The sequence below is a fragment of the Ochrobactrum quorumnocens genome (assembly GCF_002278035.1).
GTDB classification, from domain to species: Bacteria; Pseudomonadota; Alphaproteobacteria; order Rhizobiales; family Rhizobiaceae; genus Brucella; species Brucella quorumnocens.
Map to the genome: position 1 here is coordinate 1,159,444 of NZ_CP022603.1, position 20,091 is coordinate 1,179,534.

The window sequence follows — 20,091 nt, forward strand, 5'->3', positions numbered from 1 at the left end:
CCAATATGAACTTAAGATTCCATCTAAGGGAAATTCCGGTAGTTTAGAAAGTGCTTTTTTTAGAACATTCTATCAGAAACCCATCAACTATCGGAAAACGATCAAATTGAGCGTGTTAGGTTGCGGCGTATCCAGTTATCTAGCTACTTTCGTCGAGTATACCATCGTCGGCTAGCGCGTTATCCGTTATTGGAAGACATTGTCATTAAGTCCGCCCAGAAGATTTACAATAGCCCCCCCTAATTGCCCGGACAGTTTCTCACATTTAAATAAGTGATAGGACCACTGTTCGTCATGGCATTGCGCCTAACCAGCTGTTCACCTGGCACAAGCTTGCGTCACAGGGTGCATTGGTCGCAACGGCAGCCGAAGAGGAGATTGTCCCTGCCTCGGAATATCGGGCGCTTCAGGCTCAGGTGAAGGAATTGCAACGCCTTCTGGGCAAGAAAACGATGGAGGGGGAAATTCTCAAGGAAGCCCTCGAAATCGCCAACGGCCCAAAAAACCCATGCTGCACTCAATCTCGCTGCCGAAGGACGTTTTGCGATGAAAGCGGTATGCGAGACGCTAGGTGTTGCCCGGTCGAATATCGCGGCGCGAGCCACAGGCACCCTTTCCAAAGCCCTAGGGAGAGCTCCGCTTCCCGACGCTGATCTGGTTGCTCAGATCAAGGCGATCATTGAAGAAATGTCGACCTATGGCTATCGGCGCGTTCATGCCACTCTGCGGCGCAAGGCCCGTGAACAGGGCTGTTCATGGCCAAATGCCAAGCGGGTTTATCGCGTGATGAAGCAGCATGATCTGCTCCTTCAGCGCCATACCGGAGCTGCCGGTGAACGCAGACACGACGGGCAAATCGCCGTCGAGCGCTCCAATACCAGATGGCGCTCCGATGGCTTCGAAATCACGTGCGACAACAAAGAAAAGGTCCGCGTTGCTTTTGCGCTCGACTGCTGTAACCGGGAAGCAATCGCTCATGTGTCCACGACAGAAGGCATCAAGAGCGAAGATGTGCAGGATCTTGTCATCACGGCGGTAGAAAACCGCTTCGGGCGCATCAATATGCTGGCAGAGCCCATCCAGTGGCTTACCGACAATGGTTCATGCTTCATTGCGAAAAACACCGCGTCCCTGCTCCGGGATATCGGTATGGAGCAGTGCAGAACACCAGTGCGCAGCCCGCAGTCAAATGGAATGGCTGAGGCTTTCGTCAAAACATTCAAGCGCGATTATGTCCGGATCAACCCGAAGCCGGACGCCGAAACTGTCATGGCTCAACTGCCATTATGGTTCGAGCATTATAACAATCTTCACCCGCACAAGGCTTTAGGATATCAATCTCCACGAGAGTTCCTGAGCCGAAATGCTCAATCCTGAAAATGTCCGATGGTGTGGACAACTCCTACCGGCATCGCAATATGCCAAGATAGTAGTGTCTTTAACGGAGAGGTTGTTATGAACGGTCATGACCTGAGACCCATCTTCCCTCCAGTTTTCAGGAGAGTCTGGGGTTTTCTTGCACTGAGCCCCAACATTGGACCGCCGGGAATTAGAATTATCCGGCTCTCACCCCAATGGCTGGCTGATAACGCCACCGGGATTATGCAAGGCAATCGGTACGTTATATCCGATTGCCGAATGAGGACGATCCTCGTTGTAGTGTCTAAGCCAATTCTCTAACTTTTCGCGCGCATCTTCAAGCGTTAAGAACCAGTGTGCGTTCAAACATTCCGCACGAAGCTTGCTGTTGAAGGCCTCGATAAATCCGTTATTCGTCGGCTTCCCGGGTCTGGAGAAGTCTAGTGTGACTTTGTTGGCATAAGCCCACAGATCTAGGTCACGCGAAACAAACTCACTTCCGTTATCCACCCTGATTGTCTTCGGATATCCAGCGCGACGGCATACTTTCTCGAGTGCCTGAACGACATCTTCGCCGCGATAGCTGAAGCGCGGAACGGTTGCCGGTGAATAGCGCGAATGCGTGTCGACAATAGTCAGAATCCGGAGTTTCCTTCCTGTTGCCAGTTGATCATGCACAAAATCCATCGCCCAGACATCGTTCGGACCAGTGGCTTTTTGTCGGTCTTCACGCAGTTTCGCTTTGACGCGACGCGTCGGATTCTTGTTCCTGAGTTGAAGACCTAACTCACTATATATTCTGCGCGTTTTCTTCATATTGATAACCCAGCCTTCGCGACGAAGCAGGACGTGTACGCGCCGGTAACCGTAACGCACACGGGTCTCACAAATCTCTTTGATCCGCTTTTCAACAGCGGCCTGCACAGTTTATTGCATCAGGCGGCGGGACTTGTAATTGATGGTTGATCTGTCGAGGCTGAGCGCCAAGCAAGTACGCCGGATCGATATTCCCCAGTCAACAAGCATTCCCGCCACCAGATCACGTTTCCGAGCAGGCCTTAAAGTTTTCGGCGTATGACGTCCTGCAACATCTCGCGGTCAAGCGTTAGATCTGCAACAATCTTCTTCAGACGGCTGTTCTCGTCTTCCAAAACACGCAGCCGCCGCATCTCATCAGGCAGAAGACCTGCGTATTTCTTCTTCCAATTGAAATACGTCGCTTGGCTGATCCCGCTCTTGCGACAGATCTCTCTTACCGGCACCCCATCATCCCCCTGCTTGAGAATAAACACCTTCTGGGCATCCGAAAACTTCGATGCTTTCATGCTTTCCACTCCTTCTCCCAGCCAGGAAAATACCGCGGAAAACTCTAATCATAAACGGTCCAGTTTTAAGGGGGCAGAGCACAAGCCACGGTTAATAACGGGACATTACCGCCAGCCTAATGGTTATTATCCTCCACGGCACTAACTCACCGCGCTCTCTATGTCAAAATATACTCATTATTTCAAATTATAGCTGCCTTTTTCTTTGAGACGTGAAAATGTAAGGAATTGAACCCATCTATCATAACACTATCTATTTAAAATCAGCCCACTCTCGGAGAGAGCGAGGCGTACCGAGTAATACAACTCAACCATGTTTTGCGAGGCAGACTCGATGAATTCATCTTGGAAATACGTCATTAAAGATAGATGGGGGAGCGTTCGACCAACCGAGAATGGCACAGTAATGAGGGTTGTATCCGGTCCAGATGGAACAGACTTCAGTTCATCTGATTACATGGCACTCGTAACGATCATTCCGGTCGATAAAGAATTAGCTATAGAATCGGATAGGTTCATATCTGTACGGGATCTAGCCGGCTCATTTCGCCTCGCATCCAGTGGCATCCATTATAGGTCCCGATGGAACGGAAACTGTAACGCAATTGGTTCGGCGATGCCTCCCGAGCGCTTAAGAACAATAGCCGGGGAGACGTTCGACGACGAAAACTTCAATTTCTGCGTGCCAAAAATCGGTATTATTGATAAGAAAATTTTGCTTCTCTCCAAGCTGCTGATTGAAGAGAATAGTCAACCTTACCCGAGCACGATGGCACTCGAGGCACTACAGATTCTGTTCTGGGTGCATCTGTTACGGCAGTATTCCACGTTAAAATCCCCGCCATTTGCGAAACATAAAGGGGGCCTCTCACCGCGAACATTGAAAACGGTGTTGAGCTATGTGCGCGATAATCTATCTGATGTCACGATAATTAAGATGGCAGAAGCAGCCGGGTTATCGGGAAGCCATTTTCTGAGATCATTTCAATTGGCAACCGGACAGTCTCCTCATCAATTCGTAATACAATGTCGCTTAGAGCGCGCAGTTCAACTAATCCGGGAGAACCAGCTTCAACTTAATGAAGTCGCAAAAGCATGTGGATTCTCGAGCCACAGTCATATGACTGTCCTAGTGAAGAAACATTGGGGTGTCACACCCAAACAACTACGCGATTAGGATCCACCGGAACACAAAACGCGCGTTGCATCCTTTGCAAACGCCCGGCACGATATACATGGTTCGCCCAACGCCGAGTGCTGTCGCACGAAACAACCCAGCACAGCGCCCGCAGCACTCCTACTGCAACGATTCGCGCTGGCTGAAGTGAAAATGTCCCGCGACATTCTTGGTGGCCCTCTGGTAATAGTGCCACAAAAAACTAAATCGTATGGTCTTTTGGGTTGTGCTGCTGCTTGGTGCATAGTTCTTCTCGCGCATAGTCGCCTTCTTACCACCGGCCAACGCGCAAGCCTTCGGAGAAGGGCTCTTCTGGCAAGCTCTGCAACTGGCAAGACCTCGCATAAAATTGGACGCGTTTCAAAGATTTTGGGGCCTGAGGGCTTTATCAAACGCGGGGATTACCAGGAGAAATCAAACTACTCGGCCATCAAGTCGACTTGCTTTCAGATTTCTCGAAAAAATATTTACCTAAGAAAAAGACCCTGTTTCCTTCCGGAAAGTAGCCTCGAGACATTGGGAGACGGGGCTTTTTGCTTCACTGTTTGATCTGATATAATCCCGTTTGCGCAACGTCAGGGATACGGATCCAACGGTGCGCGAGCCCCGGCCTGCGTTACACACCCTGCTAGGCCGGGTCTTCTCAATAGCTTCAAATATATTCGAAGAATGTGTTACACATGGCGCGAACCTCATTGCTCCTCATTCGTACCGATGTGCCGCCATCGCGCTCCTTCCCAGGGCAAACTCAAAACGATCAACATTCTTACAAACCGCTAGGTTCATCGCGTTTGCTGAGCTGTAGTATATTCTGCACGGCATTTTATCCGCAGCGCTGTGCCGTTTGTGAATTATTCAGGTTCACTCTGAGCATACATCATTAGTCTTTTTAATGACTCTCATGAGATCGAGCAGTAGATATTCTAAGCATCCCCGCGAACCTTAACAACCGAAGCCGATCGCAGTATCTTTAAGTGTTGCGATGTTGCGGATTGCGACAGACCTACCAATTTGGCGAGAGCTCCCACGGTTCTCTCTCGGTCAACAATTTCAAGAACTAGTCGGGCTCTGTTTCCATCGGCCAATAGCGAACATAGTTTCGCGAATTCGTAGGGTTTGTCCAATTTTAAGTATTCTTCATTCACGTCAAGGCGATGGCTCATAGCTCCCCCCAACCATGCGCGTCCACGAAACGTTTCATAATGGAACACTTCGTCAAAGCACAAGGGGCTTTTTAGATCGCACTTTACTTTTTATCCTTCACCCGAACGACGAGCATGGAATCCGGCGCTTGTTTTTTTCTTTCAGACCTTTGCAGGTTTCGTCGCGCAGGCGCAAGGCGATCCCGCGTGTGGCGCGACGGACTGCCTCTGTCGTCGTGGCGCTCCCATGCAAAATCTGGCCCATAATGCCTCCCTCCATTCCGTGAATAAGATTGCACCATCAAAATCCGGGATCAAACATCTAAGCTGGAACGAAAGCCGGAGATATGCCGTCGGCACGCCGGGTGCTTCATTTTCATCCTGTGTTACACGTGCGATAGCGGTTTTGCGCCTGTAGCTCTCCACATTCATCTAGAAGATGGTTGCGTGATGAACTAGGCTGTCAATTGCAGCCAGCATCATGCCTTTGTCGGGAAAGACCTTGTCCCATTCCCCAAAAGGTTGATTTGCCGTGATCAGTATTGATCGTCCCTCGCATCGTGCACTGATGGGTTCAAAGAGCACAGTGGTTTCGGCCTGATCCTTGCTCACATAGGCCATGTCATCGAGTACGAGCAGATGATATCTGTCGAGCTTTGCTATTGCACCTTCAAGATCGAGATCTCGTCGCGCGGCCTGCAGCTTGCTCGCAAAATCTTAAAGACCTTAGATAATCATAAATCCCTATGCAGTTTAATGGCTTTCGCGGAAATCAAAGCAGTTTGCGGGTCGCTTCCATCCCAGCCAATGCTTATCAAGGTTTTGGCCGGAGGGCCTCTCAAAAGACAACTTCACCTATCCTCGTGATATTCTGGTGATCGCCCATCGAAATCCTTTGCCTTCGCTCAAAACAGCCCAGCTCAAATAGTCGTTGGCGGCGTCCCTGACTTTGCATATGTATTCTTCGAGGGAAAATTGAAGGTCCGGCTTTCGTACTGCCAGTCAACCCGATCGTCCAAAACGGTCACAACAACAACTTTGTCCCAGCAATCGACGACACCGCAGCGGCCAACGGTAACGCTATACCCACTCACCAGCGGTGGGCGTGCACGATTGCGGCTGAATTTTAACATTTACGAGCAGATGTCGATGGACCCTGCTGTAATGAGAGATCAAACATTAGCATTGCCTGCGAGATGGAAACAGGCGGGATCTGTTAATTCCTCTTCATTCCTCACTTGGCTCAATGCAGATCACGAGTGTAGACGAATTTAGGCATGCTCCAGTTAAACCGCAACGCAAGCAGGCGCAGCGTCAGTCCAACAGCCATTGCGACAAGCACAACAAGATCATGATTGCATCCGACCAACAGCCCTGCGACGTAGATACCGCCAGTGGCTACCGAAACGGTGGCATAAAGTTCACTGCGGAAAAGCAGTGGAATATCGGCGCAAAGTATGTCGCGAAGCACGCCTCCCACACAACCGGTGATCATACCGGAGGCAATAACGATCAGTACAGAAAGATCGAGCGCCAGGGCAATATTGCAACCAATCACGGTAAAAACGACAAGACCAATAGCGTCGAGCAACAGGAACAACCGCCGCAGATGATGGACGAAATGCGCAATAGCGATCGTTGCAAGTGCCGCACCTCCTGTAATCAGCAGATACGACGGGTGTTCGACCCAAGACAATGGATGGTGCCCGAGAAGGACGTCACGTGCGGAACCACCGCCAAGGGCCGTCACGCAGCCCAGCAGGCAGACTCCGACCCAATCCATGCTGCGCCTGCCCGCAGCGAGTGCGGCTGTCATTGCTTCGGCGACAATCGCAATCAGGTAAAGCGAATGCATCATGAATGGCAGTTCTGCTGAGAGATTCATGGCATATTCCTTGGATCAAAATCGTCCGAATTGATGCTCAAGGTGTAACAACCTTCAGAAAATTACAATTGATGGTTTGCAAAACGACGATCAACATAATCGAAAATGTCGTTCGCTATGCAAGGCCCCAGTTGTAAGTTCTCTGCTCAGTTTGGCGTCGGCTTTGTAAGCAGAGCCATCAGAAGATCGCGTTTGCCGTATCAAGACCATCTGCGGTAGTCAGCAGATGTCCCGCATGGCCATATCAGCTTTGCCTTATTTGTAGACCTGTCTGATAGAAGACACGCATAGTGAGGCAAGGTCGTCACACCTCCATTCAAATTGAAATCCTGTACTCTACGAGAACTTGAGAATGTTTGGCGTTATAACGAATTGAATCCACTTCTCAACGAAGCATTGGGCCGGGCAGAAACCATCATTCCACGCCCGTACATAAAACCGAGTAACGTACCTACAAATTTAGAATCGCATCGCTAACATCGCATTATTTTAATGTCGTTAGACCCGCCCCTCGCCGGCAGATTGATGGAATAAACGCGGCTTGAGTTGATACAGGTGCAATAATACCAGCAAAGATCGAAGAATTGGAAAATGCCGTTCCCCTTCGTGGTGCCTGATCTACCGCTACAGAATTACTTAGTTCTGTTGTGGCCCAGTCCCCATGCCTTAGCCATATTTGAGCGTATTATTGAATAGACAGGTGCAACCATCGGATAAGAGGGGGCCAGACTCCATTTCTCCCTGTATTCTTCCGGCGTAAGATTGTAGCTCGTCCTCAAATGACGCTTTAACGATCTGAACCGCTTGCCATTCGAGGCATATGATGTACTCGGCCGTTACAGATTTGGCCGGAGAAACGGCCGGAACTAAAGCAGGTGCTGCTTGGTTCTCTGTCTTTGCTATGATGATAAGACACTGGGGTATCCTACTGATGAGGATGGGCAACTCTGATTGCGCAACATCGTTGAAACAGACATAGACTGTTACAATCGCTGCCGGGTGTTCGAGAAGAATGCTAGCAGCATTCAGATCCAGCTCGGACGCGCTTCTAGTCAATTCTTGTGTTGCCTTTCCCATTTTGCGAAGATGTGAACGCACTGGCCACTGCGATTTTACCGACCAACTGCCCATGCAGGGCTGTTCCCAAATACACACATGTCATCACTGTAACAGTGATGACATGTGTAATGACAACGTCCAAAATGCCAACGGCGCACACCCCTGTCTCGGGTCCAGCAATTCGAGTTTGCTTCTGAGGACAGAGTTGTTTCTTGTCGGTCAAGCACGCAAAGTACTGGCGTCTCTTTGGAATGTGAACCGTCTTTCAGAAATGAATGGTCAGGGATATGTGGTGGGGCTATTGAGAGCCTGCATAAACCACTTGGTCACAGTTCCAGCCCGTTTCGTTGGCGAGTTGGGGCAACCCGGTGACAGACGGCTCCAACGCGAATTGGGCACCCCTCCTGGTATTTGACGCCTTACTGGACGTTCCACTGGGGCCAGTGTTTCTGTTGGTCTTGGTCAATACCTGCGGAGCACACGTCCGAGGTGCCTTACCCGGAACAATCTTTTGCGTGCTCGCTCAACCTTAACCGCCGCGCTGCGATAAGATTTCGTCGGATGCAAGATCGGGAAGATCTACCGCTCAAATAGTTCCCACGAGCTTGAACGTGTCGCATTTACACTGTACCATGTCTAATCGACCTGTTCGACCCATGAACTATCCACTGTCATGGGAAACACGATGAGGTTATGTGCAAACCCATTCCCGGATGTTGCATTTAGCACCTTTCGCCGCGCACGCTTTTAATGAAAGGTCCTCTGCCTCTTTCCTGTTCGTGGCCGATTTCGCCGCCCAGATGGACCTACCGGTGGATCGATTGGAAACTGCTAACGCCGCACAATGATTGTATGGAAAACTGGTATCGCCATCATCGTTCCAGTGTCTGTAGTTGCGAAATACCGTGACCACTATACAGGATTTTCCGCCCGCCTTCCCGCAATGTCGAAGCGCTGCTTGTTCGGCCTCTGGACGCTTGTCGGCGCCCCCAAAAAAACCATGCTTGGTATCACTCTCTGAATAAGCGATAGCCGCCCATATTCCCTTTTGGTCCGCACTTTTTCCAGTTATCGGCGGCATAGGAATATCTGAAGGGACGGTAAGAGAATCCGCAGAAAATCCGTTTGACCCGCTCAGCATCATCGTGCCGACAAAGACTATCATCGTTACTGCATTCATAGTCTAGGCTCCCTTTACTGGATGTTTGATGGCCCGTTCGTTTGCGTGCACCGAACGAGCGCTGCCACGGTAACCTCCGAAGCATCGAGAGGTTCAACGCAGCCGTCGGTAACCAACTTGACGTTGCTACCTAACTTGCTTCAGGAAGAATATTCATTGTTTTAACCGGCTGCCTGCGCGACTGAAATCACGATGCATGACTGGTCTGACGGCAGCAGAAGGACCTGTCCGCCATTGTTCGCGATATTATAGACGGGGATCGGCCCCAAGGTGTTAGCAAGCGTGCTTCCAGGTGGCAGGGTTGCAGGTATCTCTGCACACTTCCGTGGAAAAGGCGCGACCCGGACCATCGAACCCTCGCAAGCTGCTCCGTTCGGCGATGCAAAGACCAAGCCTGCAGCAGGGCCAGAATATATCGAAGTAGCATATTTCATACCAACAAACGCTTGCACCGTGTGCTTGTCAGGCTCAGTGTTATGCCATTGCGACTGAACATTATATTCCGTTCCATTTGCAAGTAGCTGACCGAGTATCGGGTACACGGTGCCGCAGCTTTTAATGCCAGCTTGCTTGACGTGCTCAAGAAAAGGAGTGGCAGGCAATCCGGGATTGGCCTTTCTGTCTGCAGACATACCTTGTGCGAAAACGTTCACCACCGCCGGAAATTGGAAGGTAGCGAGCCCAATAGCTCCGACCGCCATGATCCCAAATGCGCTGGCAAGTGCTAACCGTCCCCAGGTTCTCTTGGGAGTGACGGGCAGTTCGGCAGTTCCCGAGTTGCTTACGGGTGCGGCGTCCCTCGACATTATCCTGTCCTGAATAGATAGCTGGGTCACGTTGGTGCTCGATTCAGTTGATTACGGACAAGGCTTTTCCCAGTCCCTTCAGTGATGCAGTAACTGAGATGCTCTGTCCCGACGTCATCGAATAGGAAATCTGAGGTGTGGATTCTTTAGATATTTGCTCACGAAAGATCGGACCGACAGCGACCTTACCAACACAAACAACAGTATTGCAGCCCTCGAGTGCTATATCGACCGGCTTAACCCGGCCGGGAAATCTCAGAGATATCTTTCCGTCTGGTCGCGCGTTCGGGGCCGTACGCAAGACCATGAAGGGCTTCCCATCCCGCGTGGCAGCAAGAGACCAACTGAAAACCAAAGCATCGGTTTGATCGACGATAACCTGACTTACGTTGCATACCATTTTTTTGGCGTGCAGGTTTTCATCGCAAATTAAGGTCCAATTTCCGAATGGCCGGATGCTCCGCCGATATTGGCCCAACGGAACTTCTGGCGGTACGATTACCTCAGAGGGTTTGATCCGGTAGCTGATTGAAACAGATTGCGAAGCTTCCTGTCCGGCAACAGGAAAGCTCCCGGACAGGTGAAAGAAAACCACCATGAGGGTGGCAGACGCGGCCTGCTTGAACATGCCGACCTCAGTTCAGCGTGAAGCTCAGACCAGCGCCAACACCCCAGTGACCGCCAGCAGTGGTGGCAGAGAGGTTGCTACGGAGGCGACCGTCCTCACTGGTGTAACCGGTACCAAATGCAAGTGCTCCCTCGCTTCTCCAGAAGCCGCCGCCCACAGCAACGCTGGCTTTTCCCGGACGATCATCATAGCGAAGTGACGCTGCTGCAAGTCCAATCGCGGCCGCCTGGCGAGCTTCAGTACGAACTTCACCGATCTCCTGGTTCAGCTGTCCGTACTTGTAGTCAGTATAGTTGTTGGCTTGATTGAGAGTCGTAACAGCCACCTTGTCTGTATAAGCATTCGAAGTCTCTACCGCGTAGTTTACGCGATTGTCAGTGTATGACTTGGATTGGTTCAGAGTCGTCTGCATGCCATCCTTTAGCTGTCCGACATTGACGGCGTCTGTCGTCTTGACGCCGGTTGCAACGTTAGAAATCAACACTGGTGCATTTGGATCACCGCCCTCAAGCGTAACGGTGTTGGACTTTGTGCCGTCGGTGTTCTTGTCGTATTTTACTGTGAATTCATCCAGTTCACCTATACCAGAATCGAGGTCCTCAATCGCCTGGTTGGTCGCATGAAGCTGCGAGCCGTTAACTGCATCGGTGGAGTCTTCGGAAAGCCGACCTGCCGCAACATTGGTAATAGTGCGTTCAGCGGCAACGTCACCTACGCTGACCGTACCTGTTGGATCGGTACCCGCAAATGCATAGTCTTTGCCGTTGATCGTGGTCCCGGCTGTTCCGACTGCTTCCTGAGTCACCGATCCCGCTCCAAGCGCCACGTCGTTAGTATGGTTGGCTTGAGCTCCCTGACCGATTGCAACACCCCCATCCGCGCCAATACCCACGATCGCTCCATTACCCATAGCAATCCCGCCGTCGGCATTGGCCATTGCCTGAGGACCAACCGCGACACTTTCCTGGCCCAAAGCCTGGCTATCCGCAGCAGAGGAGTTGGCATGGAAGTATTTGATACCCGCACCATTGTTGATGTCGTTGATTGTGTTGTTGATCGTGGTCAGACTGCCGTCAACCGCTTCGAAGGTATCATAAACGGTCGTGTATGAACCGCCCTGCATTGTGTAGGTAGGGCCAGTTATCGTCCCGTCTAAGTTAACCACAGCGCCTTGGCCTAGATGGTTAGCAATGCTTTGCGAAGCGCCAAAAAGCTGGGACCCGTTTATAGCATCAGTTGAGGTCGCGTTCACGTCCCCTGCTGCAAGATTAGCGATTTTGGTGCCCACGGTTCCTTCGAGGGTGATCAAATTCTTTGGATCGTCTTTAATTCCGTCATATTTGACGGCGCGATCATCCAGCTCTCCGACAGTGTCATCTATATCCTCGATCGCTTGGTTAGTGGCAAACAGCTGTGAACCATTGATGCCATCGGTACTGTCTGCTGCAATTCTGCCGGCGCCCAGGTTGGTAATCGTACGCTCGGCACCTTCTGATCCGACGCTCACGGTTGAGACGGGGTTAGAACCGGCAAAAGTGTACGCCGTTCCGTTGATTGTCACTCCGGAAGTTGCAACTAGCATGTTCGCGATGGAACCATGGCCTAATGCCACGCTATCTCCGATCAGGGCCTGCGAGCCCTGTCCCACAGCCGTTGCAAAATCCGCGCTGGCCAATGAAAACTGGCCAAACGCCGAGGAATACGCACCGATCGCACTTGTAAAGTGACCAACAGCAGTCGAGTTGACTCCTGCCGCCTCAGCAACCTGACCGATGGCGGTTGAATTACCACCCGTCGCTTGGGCAGCCTGGCCGAATGCCGAGGAATACGAACCTGTTGCCAAGCTATACTGACCAATTGCAGTGCTGTAGGTGCCTTCTGCACGAGCAAGCTGACCAACCGCCGTTGTATTTTCGTCGGCCGCTATTGCACCTTCGCCGACCGCTGTTGACCAAATGCCCGATGCCAAGCTGTGTTGCCCCAGTGCTGTGGAATGATCCCCAGACGCCAACGCGACCTGCCCAAGGGCAGTCGAAGCAAGGCCACTTGCGACGGTGCCCATGCCTACCGCAACCGAGAGGTCTCCTGTGGACTGGGCCTCCTGTCCGAGCGCAGTCGCCGCAAAGCCATCAGATCGCGCAGCCATGCCCACCGCAGTCGAACGGTCACCAATTGATTGACTGAATTGACCAACCGCCGTCGAATAAACCCCTGTGGCCTGGGCTGCCTGACCCACCGCCGTGGTATTGTAGTTACTGGCGAGCGATCCCTCGCCCACCGCAGTGGAAAACTGTTGCGTGGCTTGGCTAAATTGGCCAAGCGCAGTAGCATACTCGCCGGTCGCATGGCTATCCTGGCCCAAGGCAGTAGTATACGATCCCGTGGCTTCGCTGAACTGGCCCACTGCTGTAGAAGCCCCACCGGTGGCACTAGCTTGTTGCCCCAGCGCAGTGTCCCGGTAGCTTTGGGCCAGTGAACCTTGTCCTAGAGCAGTCGACTCTCCACCTTGCGCACGGCTAAATTGCCCTACGGCCGTGTCGTGCCAGCCAGCCGAGCTAGCCGAACCAATAGCCGTACCCAGTTCGCCATAGACGGCTGAGGCTTCGCCGATCGCTGTCGACGCAAATCCTGCTGCCTGCGCACCCCGCCCGATAGCGGTTGCTGCAACTTCCCATGCAGCCGCATCCGCCCCTAAGGCCGTACTGCCCCAATTGTTAGCAACGGAGCGCGTACCAACCGCTGTCGAGACATCACCGTTTGCCTGGGCATCGAGACCAGCCGCCAGCGACTGGCTCCCCGTCGCGCCGTCATTGTTGTAATTGCCACCGGACGTACCGCCGTCGTTGACGCTATAGTAATGCGTTGCTGACGCATCGACCACGTTACCAAGCGCCTTGAGCTGAGCTACATTTACCGCATCAGTATCAATAGTGCCAGCCGCAACGCCTGTGATCTGACGATATTGACCGTTGGCGACGTCGCCGACCGATACGGCTGCTAGCGTGCTGGTCGTAGCGTTGACCGCCGTTGGATCTGCGCCGATCAATACATAGCCCGCAATGCCCGCCGCAGTATCTGCGACAGAGTAAGAACCGAGCGCCACACCACTATCGATAGCCACGCTAGAGGCCGTGCCTATGGCAACAGCGTTTTCAGCGTCTGCCTTGGAACTCGCACCTAAGGAAATAGTATCGCTGGCGTTAATACCGAGGCCCGCATTCTGCCCTAAGGCAATATTGCGGTTTCCCGTTACGTAATGGCCCGCATCGTGGCCAATAGCGAGGTTATTGGAACCATTGACGTCGGCTCCAGCGCCATATCCAGATGCTACGTTGTAAGAGCCCGTAATGTCGGATCCTGCATCAAATCCAGAGGCTATATTATAGGAGCCAGTAACATCGCCTCCAGACCAAGCGCCGGATGCCGTGTTGCTTGAGCCATTAACTCTAGCGCCCGATTCAAAGCCCGAAGCTACGTTCTGCTGTCCGGTAACCTCAATTCCGCTATTATAGCCTGTAGCAACGTTATAGTCGCCAACTGTGTTACGGCCGGCACGATATCCAGAGGCAACATTCCCCGTTCCGTTAACCGATGCACCGGCATCATAGCCAACGGCAACATTGTGCGAACCGTTCGAATATGACCCAGCATAATATCCGAGGTTCGTCGCGTAGTTCGTTACATTTGTACTGCCAGCAGTTTGAAATCCCGCCAGCGCCCCAACTGATACCTGACTATTTCCGTTAGCCTTCGCATTAACACCAACTGCGACGCTCCCAGCACCTGAGGCGGCAGCAAAGTTTCCTGCGGCCAGCGCATTCACACCCGTTGCGCCGTCGTTGTTGTAGTTACTACCCGCGCCGGTTGCCGTGGAATTAACGCTGAAATAATGTGTCTTGCTCTCTTCCACCACGCCAGCCAGCGCGCCGAGCTGTGAGACATTCACGGCGTCGGTGCCAGACGAGCCAGCCGCGACATTCGTGATGCGACGTTCCGAACCAACCGAGCCGATCGATACTTCTCCCGCTGGGGCAGTACCGGCAATGTCTGCAATGTCACCGGTGGGCGAGAACGCGGTATTGGCCAGCGTACTGCCATCCGCGACGCTGCCAGCGCCAAGCGCCACACTGTTTTCAGCCGTAACTTCACTTTTCGCGCCGAGAGCGACCGAACCGTTGGTCGTAACGTAACTACTGTCACCGATTGCAACCACTTCATTCAAAGTGGTCATTACAGGGGTGACTTCGTTTCCGTCCCGATCGGTGAAGCCATTCTCGGTGACATAATACCCCGTGCCCGCCGACTTACCGATAACGACGTTGTTGCTGCCTTCTATCGCAACCCCCGCAGAGCTGCCAGAAATGAAGTTGTCGCTGCCCTGAACGCCGATGGCGGAATACCGACCAATGGCAGTATTGCGATCACCTGCCATTTGCCCCCCGGAATAAGCACCGAGGGAATAGTTACTGTTTCCCTCGATACCAAGACCGGCTAAATTGCCGATGGCTGCGTTGTCATTACCATTCGACAATCCGGCTAAAGCACCCAGCGCCACATTCTGGTCGCCCTGTGCTCCGCCACCAGCCGAGGCCCCGATATAGGCGTTCGAACTCCCGTTGGATCCGATACCAGCAGAAATGCCGACATACGTGCTGCTCGTACCGCCGATCACACCGGCTCCCGCATTGGCCCCGATGGCCGTTGTGCTACCGGCATCCGCTTCTGCGCCCGCCCCGATTGCGACAGCGCTCTCACCGCCTGCCGAAGTGGCCATGTTTCCAATTGCAACAGCCCCAGCCCCCAGATTTGCCGCGGTCCAGGCGTTTAACGCCGTCAAATTAACGCCCGGTCCGCCATCGGAAGGGACGCCGCTGATAATTGCAATCCCGCCGCCAACCTTCGGAATGTCACAGGTCCACGAACCAGATCCCCCCAACCCCGGTCTTGAACAAAGTCCGCTTGGGGTCACAGCGATATCTGCCAGCGCAGGGTTAACGGACGCCAAGGTGAGCGCCAGAGTTCCTCCGATACCCAGCGTTCCGAGACCAAGGCGCTTTCGACCCACGCCCAGCGACATGGACGATAGACGCAGCGTCGCCATCAAACGCCGTCGAATAGAACGGGTGTCCGGCTCCCCGGCCACCCAATTGCGGATGAATTCCCGGCGACCCTTTGAGGTTATAGAGCTTGCAGCAGAAATTATTTCAGTCATGTTCTCTCCCTGCGCCGTTGGAATCCCCCGCAGGCGTCAATTCTATTGAATTCAAAATTTGATTTGATTTTTGCCGCTGTTCGAACAACCGTTGCCCATCTTTGGCACCCAGCTGTTCGATGGACATTAAGGCCCTTTCGACCCAGCTTTGCGTTATCGGCGGCACCGTACACAGCGCGCGCTCAACACGATCTTTGGCAAGCTTAAGCGCCAGTAGATTTCGGCAAGCATCAAGATGTACCGCCGGTTTCTCCTCCTTGTAGAAAGGAAAAGTCAATCCTAACACGTATAGCGCAAACAAATGGTCCAGTTCATCAGGTGATAACTGAGATGCGTACCTTGCTTCAAGCGCATTCCAGGCACCAAGTGTCTTGGGAATGAGCAGACTGATCGAACTCATGTTTTCAGATGAAAGGATGGCCGCGTTCACGTCAACCCTCCTTCCTGCTCGACACTCCGCCAGTAACTGCGGAGCCTGTTTCCAACAGTGCCTAACGAAATACTAAGTAGCTGGGCGGCTCTCTTCCTGTTGCTGTTATAATATCGCAATGTCTGCAGGATGACGCGCCGCTCTACCTCAGCAAGCGTTTCGCCGACCGGCAACCGGGCTGCTTTGTTGGTCGTTTCCTCCCCAGACATGCTCTCGCTTGCCGTAAGATGGTACACGACATGATCTATAAGCCGCCCTTCGCTGGCAGTTATGACGATAACACCGGTATGCGGGGCAAGTTCCGTGAACACAAAGTGCCCCGCCTTATTATTGATAGTCACAACTGCACTCTCTCCGATAAGCAGCTTGGGCGTCTCTCCGTCAATATCAAGCACGAATGGCAGAAGGTCATAGGGGCAGGCCTGGTCATCATACAAAACAACCAGCTCCGAACGCAGAAAAGAGAGCCGCGCTTGCTGGTGCGAAACATCCTCACACTGTTGCATGTCTATTCCAGAGATCTGCACCGCGATTCCACAGGCGACTGCTTGGGTGTTTTTATTGCGTAGGCCATAGGACCCAGACAGGAGGGCAGATACCAAAGAGCCCGCACAGGCATAGAAATCACCTGCAAGCAGAAACCCCATGACTGCGCCTGAAATCGCCGACGCGCCAGAAAGCACCAAGGCAGGTGCTGTCGACTCCCCGCTTTGAGCAGCGCTTTCACCATCCAAAAGAAATTCAGCTGTGTGGCGATCTTCGTGAAGAGTCATGCTATCCTCACATCGTTGCGAACAACCGCGTCATAGGCGATAGGCATCGAAAGGTAATGGCCCTGGATATGGGTTGCACCGGCAACCAATGCAGTTTCGGCCTGCTGTTTCGTCTCAACGCCTTCGACAACAATGATAGGAGCAAAGCTAGAAGCAAGTCCCACCAGGTGGCTCAAACTGTCGGAGCCGCTCGCCGACGAACGGATGTCACGAATAAATGCCTTGTCGATCTTCACGATATCGAAGTTGATCAACTGCAGAAGCCTCGGAGAGGCAAAACCCGCTCCAAAGTCATCCAGAGCCACACGGCAGCCAAAACTGCGAATGTTCGTTATCGCATGCGCAGAGAATGTCAGACATTCAAAAGCCTGCGTTTCGGTAATTTCAAGGACCAAGCGCTCTGCCAGTTGAGGTCGGGTCTGAATTTGCGAGAGAACTCCAGCCCACATATCCTGATTGCTAAAGTTGTCTGCTGATAAATTGCAGCCGAGGACAGCATTACCGTCGTGCTCGAGTCGATCAAGAACCTGATCAAGCATGTACTGGTCGATCAGCGGGGCTTCATGCATCGTCTCAAGTGCAGGAATAAAATCACACGCACCGTAAACACGACCATCTCGCCCCCGCAGCGCGGCAAAGCATTCTCCATACAATATAGAGTCCACATCGATTGCTGAGTGAATGCCCTGAACCTTACAGAGCACTCGCCCTTCAGTAATTGCCGCCTGAACAACGTCAACATATCTGGTATCGACGATATCAAGATGATCAAACATTTAATCCTCCATGAACAGGGAAGTTTGATCGTATCGAACACCCACAGACAAATGTGCCTTACAAAACTGCACGTCCTTCAATCCCACTATCATTTTGGATGTCTGTCCCGAGCCTAAAGAACGAACTCTACATTCCTCATCGAAACTCTCGACAATCACTCCCCCTCCACACTCCATCTGGACGAACCACCGTCCGTGGGGCTGTAGCCTCGCCATCGAGTGAAGTTGCTTGACTACATTTGCCGTCCGCCACAACAGAGTGCATCAGGTACTAAGTTTCTTGCCCTGTGCCCTCGACAATCAATCTCAGTTGCCTCACCCAAACTGTGGTACCGGTATGTCTACAAGCTGATCTTAGATTAAGCTGATCTTAGATTGGCTAGAAATACAGTTTGACGAATTTTCGCAGTCTCGAGAAGGTTACAAACGGTCCTGCAGATCAGCGTGTGACGCAACAAACGGTTACAACCGTCGGGCGAGCTGTTGCGCAACTGTTGTGCAGTAGCGTCAAGTGCGCTTCTGAGAACAAGTTATACCGCAACACTGAATCATGATGGTGGGAATGCACAAAGAGGCATGTCACTTAGGGGGACTGAATGGGCGACAAACAGAAGGTGAGCGCTCAGCTTGATCGAATCTTACGATCAAGCGCTTTTAGCAGCTCAGATAAATTGAGAAAATTTTTGAGCTATGTGGTCATAGAAACTATCGAAGGTCGTGGGGACCGAATTAAATCATACTCGATAGCGATTGAGGTATTTCACCGTCACACCGATTTTGACACCTCCCAGGACGGAATTGTACGAACAACCGCTAACAGGTTGAGATCCGCATTAGAAAAATACTACCGACTGGAAGGGATTAATGACCCGGTGGTCATTTCTCTACCTAAAGGACGCTATGTTCCGAGCTTCGTCGAAAAACCGGTCCATTTAGAAACTATAGCACCTGGCAATGAAGACTTTTTCGATGTCAGCGAGACTGCAGTATCAGTAGCTGATGTTAACGCTGTCAGTAGCCGCTCCGTTGTTCTGCATCGGAAGATCCGGTTATGGATGGCCGCAGTCTGTTTTTTAACAGTGATTATGATCATAGCTGGTACTGTGCTACCATATCTGCGTGATCAAACACGATGGCTGCCTCCCATCCTTATCATACAAGCAACAACGGCGCTTACAGACGACGAACCATCGAAACTATTTGCCCGGAGCCTGCCCGTGCGGTTGTCGGGTGCGCTGTCTCACTATGATATAAACAGTGTCACGAGAGCATTAAATTCGGACGAGGCTCACACAGGCGCCGTCAAATTTCCACCATACCAGAGTATCTATGTAATCACTAGCGAAGTGGCCGCAGATGAATTCGGTCTCGTCATATACTGGCAGCTTGTTGATGCCCGTACGGGGGCGGTGCTTTGGTCGTCAACGATACCCGAGAAGGGTGACAGTCGTTCCTTAGACATTCTAATCCATGAGCTTGTGGGGGAAGACGCGCTGATACGCTTCTTTGAACGGCGGAAGCTTCCAACCAAGCCGATTACCGGCTATGTGTGTGTGACACATACACTCAATAAACTCACGACAATCACCGATGCCGATCGCGCGTGGATGTCGAGGTGTCTGGCTGACACTGTTGCTGAGCAGCCGGACTACGCTCAGGCTTGGGCATTGCTTGCGCGCGTTCGGGTAGAGGATAGCATCGCGGCCGCAGACAGGGGTGAGATTGATATCAGCAAAGCGATGTTGGACGATGCCAGAAGAAGCTATCTGAATGCTCAAAAGCTCGCACCTGCATCTTGGTTTACCCTGCATGCGAGAATAGTGGTCGAATTTCAAATGGAGAATTTCGAAAGCTTTGAAGCTTTGGCATCTCAAGCACTGCTCATTCTGCCAAAAAATGCACGAGAGCGGCTCGTTATAGGCAGTCGGCTTTTTGCACTCGGAGATTACCAACAGGCGCAGGATGTAATCCAGGAAACCATCCCATGGATCACATATCCTCAACCCTCAGATCACTTGTTTCTGGCAGCTGATCTTTACCGGCGCGGGGAGATGAATAAAGCTAGGCTGCTTTTACAGGGCCAACGGGTTCCCGACAGTAAATTATACTGGGTCCTGTTGGCCTCAGTCGCTTGTCGCCTCGGCGACCTGACCACAGCAATAGCGGCACTAAAGTCATTGGACGATCTGAGCCCAGACTTTTCACATATGTTCGAAGCAGACTTACGCAATCGTCACTTTCGCAGTGACTTCATCCGAGAAATTGTAACGGACTTGAATAAGGTGCAAAGCAGCCAATAAAATAACGTGAGAAGTTTTTATTGTTCCGGCTCTGCTCCC

The 20,091-nt window shown here is 52.1% G+C and carries 12 protein-coding genes and 4 pseudogenes; 3 read left to right on the forward strand and 13 right to left on the reverse strand.

The genetic code is table 11. The annotated features are described in order from the left end of the window. Positions 1–290: 290 nt before the first annotated feature. Positions 291–1,377 (forward strand): annotated as a pseudogene (locus tag CES85_RS05515) (IS3 family transposase); the annotation flags it as partial. Positions 1,378–1,566: 189 nt separating this feature from the next. Here the strand turns inward: CES85_RS05515 and CES85_RS05520 are convergent. Next, positions 1,567–2,684, reverse strand: a pseudogene (locus CES85_RS05520) (IS3 family transposase). 334 nt (positions 2,685–3,018) lie between these two features. Here CES85_RS05520 and CES85_RS05530 point away from each other — a divergent pair. Continuing rightward, entirely contained in the window at positions 3,019–3,861 is an 843-nt protein-coding gene (locus CES85_RS05530) for a helix-turn-helix domain-containing protein (RefSeq protein WP_157743410.1), read from the forward strand. Positions 3,862–4,784: 923 nt separating this feature from the next. Here the strand turns inward: CES85_RS05530 and CES85_RS28240 are convergent. The 12 genes and pseudogenes from CES85_RS28240 to CES85_RS05585 all read right to left on the reverse strand — a co-directional run bounded on the left by CES85_RS28240 (position 4,785) and on the right by CES85_RS05585 (position 17,752). Further along, positions 4,785–5,024: an ArsR/SmtB family transcription factor gene (locus CES85_RS28240; protein ID WP_095444983.1), complete on the reverse strand. Its 240-nt coding sequence runs from the start codon at positions 5,022–5,024 to the stop codon at positions 4,785–4,787. Between the two features lie 97 nt (positions 5,025–5,121). Further along, on the reverse strand, positions 5,122–5,268 hold the full coding sequence (locus CES85_RS27075; protein WP_157743411.1) for a hypothetical protein: 147 nt from the start codon (positions 5,266–5,268) through the stop codon (positions 5,122–5,124). Positions 5,269–5,369: 101 nt separating this feature from the next. Further along, positions 5,370–5,720: pseudogene (locus CES85_RS05540) on the reverse strand (ATP-binding protein); the annotation flags it as partial. Positions 5,721–6,246: 526 nt separating this feature from the next. Continuing rightward, positions 6,247–6,888 carry a trimeric intracellular cation channel family protein gene (locus tag CES85_RS05545; protein ID WP_244923157.1) on the reverse strand — a complete coding sequence of 214 codons (642 nt, stop codon included), beginning with the start codon at positions 6,886–6,888 and terminating at the stop codon, positions 6,247–6,249. Positions 6,889–7,520: 632 nt separating this feature from the next. Continuing rightward, positions 7,521–8,019: pseudogene (locus CES85_RS05550) on the reverse strand (Ros/MucR family transcriptional regulator). A 619-nt stretch (positions 8,020–8,638) separates the two neighbouring features. Beyond that, complete coding sequence (locus tag CES85_RS05555) at positions 8,639–9,127, reverse strand: DUF4189 domain-containing protein (protein ID WP_244923158.1); 489 nt, start codon at positions 9,125–9,127, stop codon at positions 8,639–8,641. Positions 9,128–9,288: 161 nt separating this feature from the next. Next, positions 9,289–9,933 carry a hypothetical protein gene (locus tag CES85_RS05560; protein WP_095445717.1) on the reverse strand — a complete coding sequence of 215 codons (645 nt, stop codon included), beginning with the start codon at positions 9,931–9,933 and terminating at the stop codon, positions 9,289–9,291. Positions 9,934–9,976: 43 nt separating this feature from the next. After that, on the reverse strand, positions 9,977–10,561 hold the full coding sequence (locus CES85_RS05565; protein WP_095444984.1) for an invasion associated locus B family protein: 585 nt from the start codon (positions 10,559–10,561) through the stop codon (positions 9,977–9,979). A 7-nt stretch (positions 10,562–10,568) separates the two neighbouring features. After that, a complete protein-coding gene (locus CES85_RS28080; protein WP_095444985.1) occupies positions 10,569–15,773 on the reverse strand; it encodes a YadA-like family protein in 5,205 nt (1,734 codons plus the stop codon). Then, positions 15,766–16,203: a hypothetical protein gene (locus CES85_RS05575; protein WP_095444986.1), complete on the reverse strand. Its 438-nt coding sequence runs from the start codon at positions 16,201–16,203 to the stop codon at positions 15,766–15,768. Before CES85_RS05575 ends, CES85_RS28080 begins: the two co-directional genes overlap by 8 nt. Further along, entirely contained in the window at positions 16,200–16,976 is a 777-nt protein-coding gene (locus CES85_RS27700; protein WP_095444987.1) for a helix-turn-helix domain-containing protein, read from the reverse strand. The genes CES85_RS05575 and CES85_RS27700 overlap by 4 nt, the downstream gene beginning before the upstream one ends. Continuing rightward, entirely contained in the window at positions 16,973–17,752 is a 780-nt protein-coding gene (locus tag CES85_RS05585) for an EAL domain-containing protein (RefSeq protein WP_095444988.1), read from the reverse strand. The genes CES85_RS27700 and CES85_RS05585 overlap by 4 nt, the downstream gene beginning before the upstream one ends. A gap of 596 nt (positions 17,753–18,348) precedes the next feature. On the opposite strand from CES85_RS05585, the gene CES85_RS05595 reads away from it, so the two are divergent. Next, positions 18,349–20,052 carry a tetratricopeptide repeat protein gene (locus CES85_RS05595; RefSeq protein ID WP_095444990.1) on the forward strand — a complete coding sequence of 568 codons (1,704 nt, stop codon included), beginning with the start codon at positions 18,349–18,351 and terminating at the stop codon, positions 20,050–20,052. Positions 20,053–20,091 lie beyond the last annotated feature (39 nt).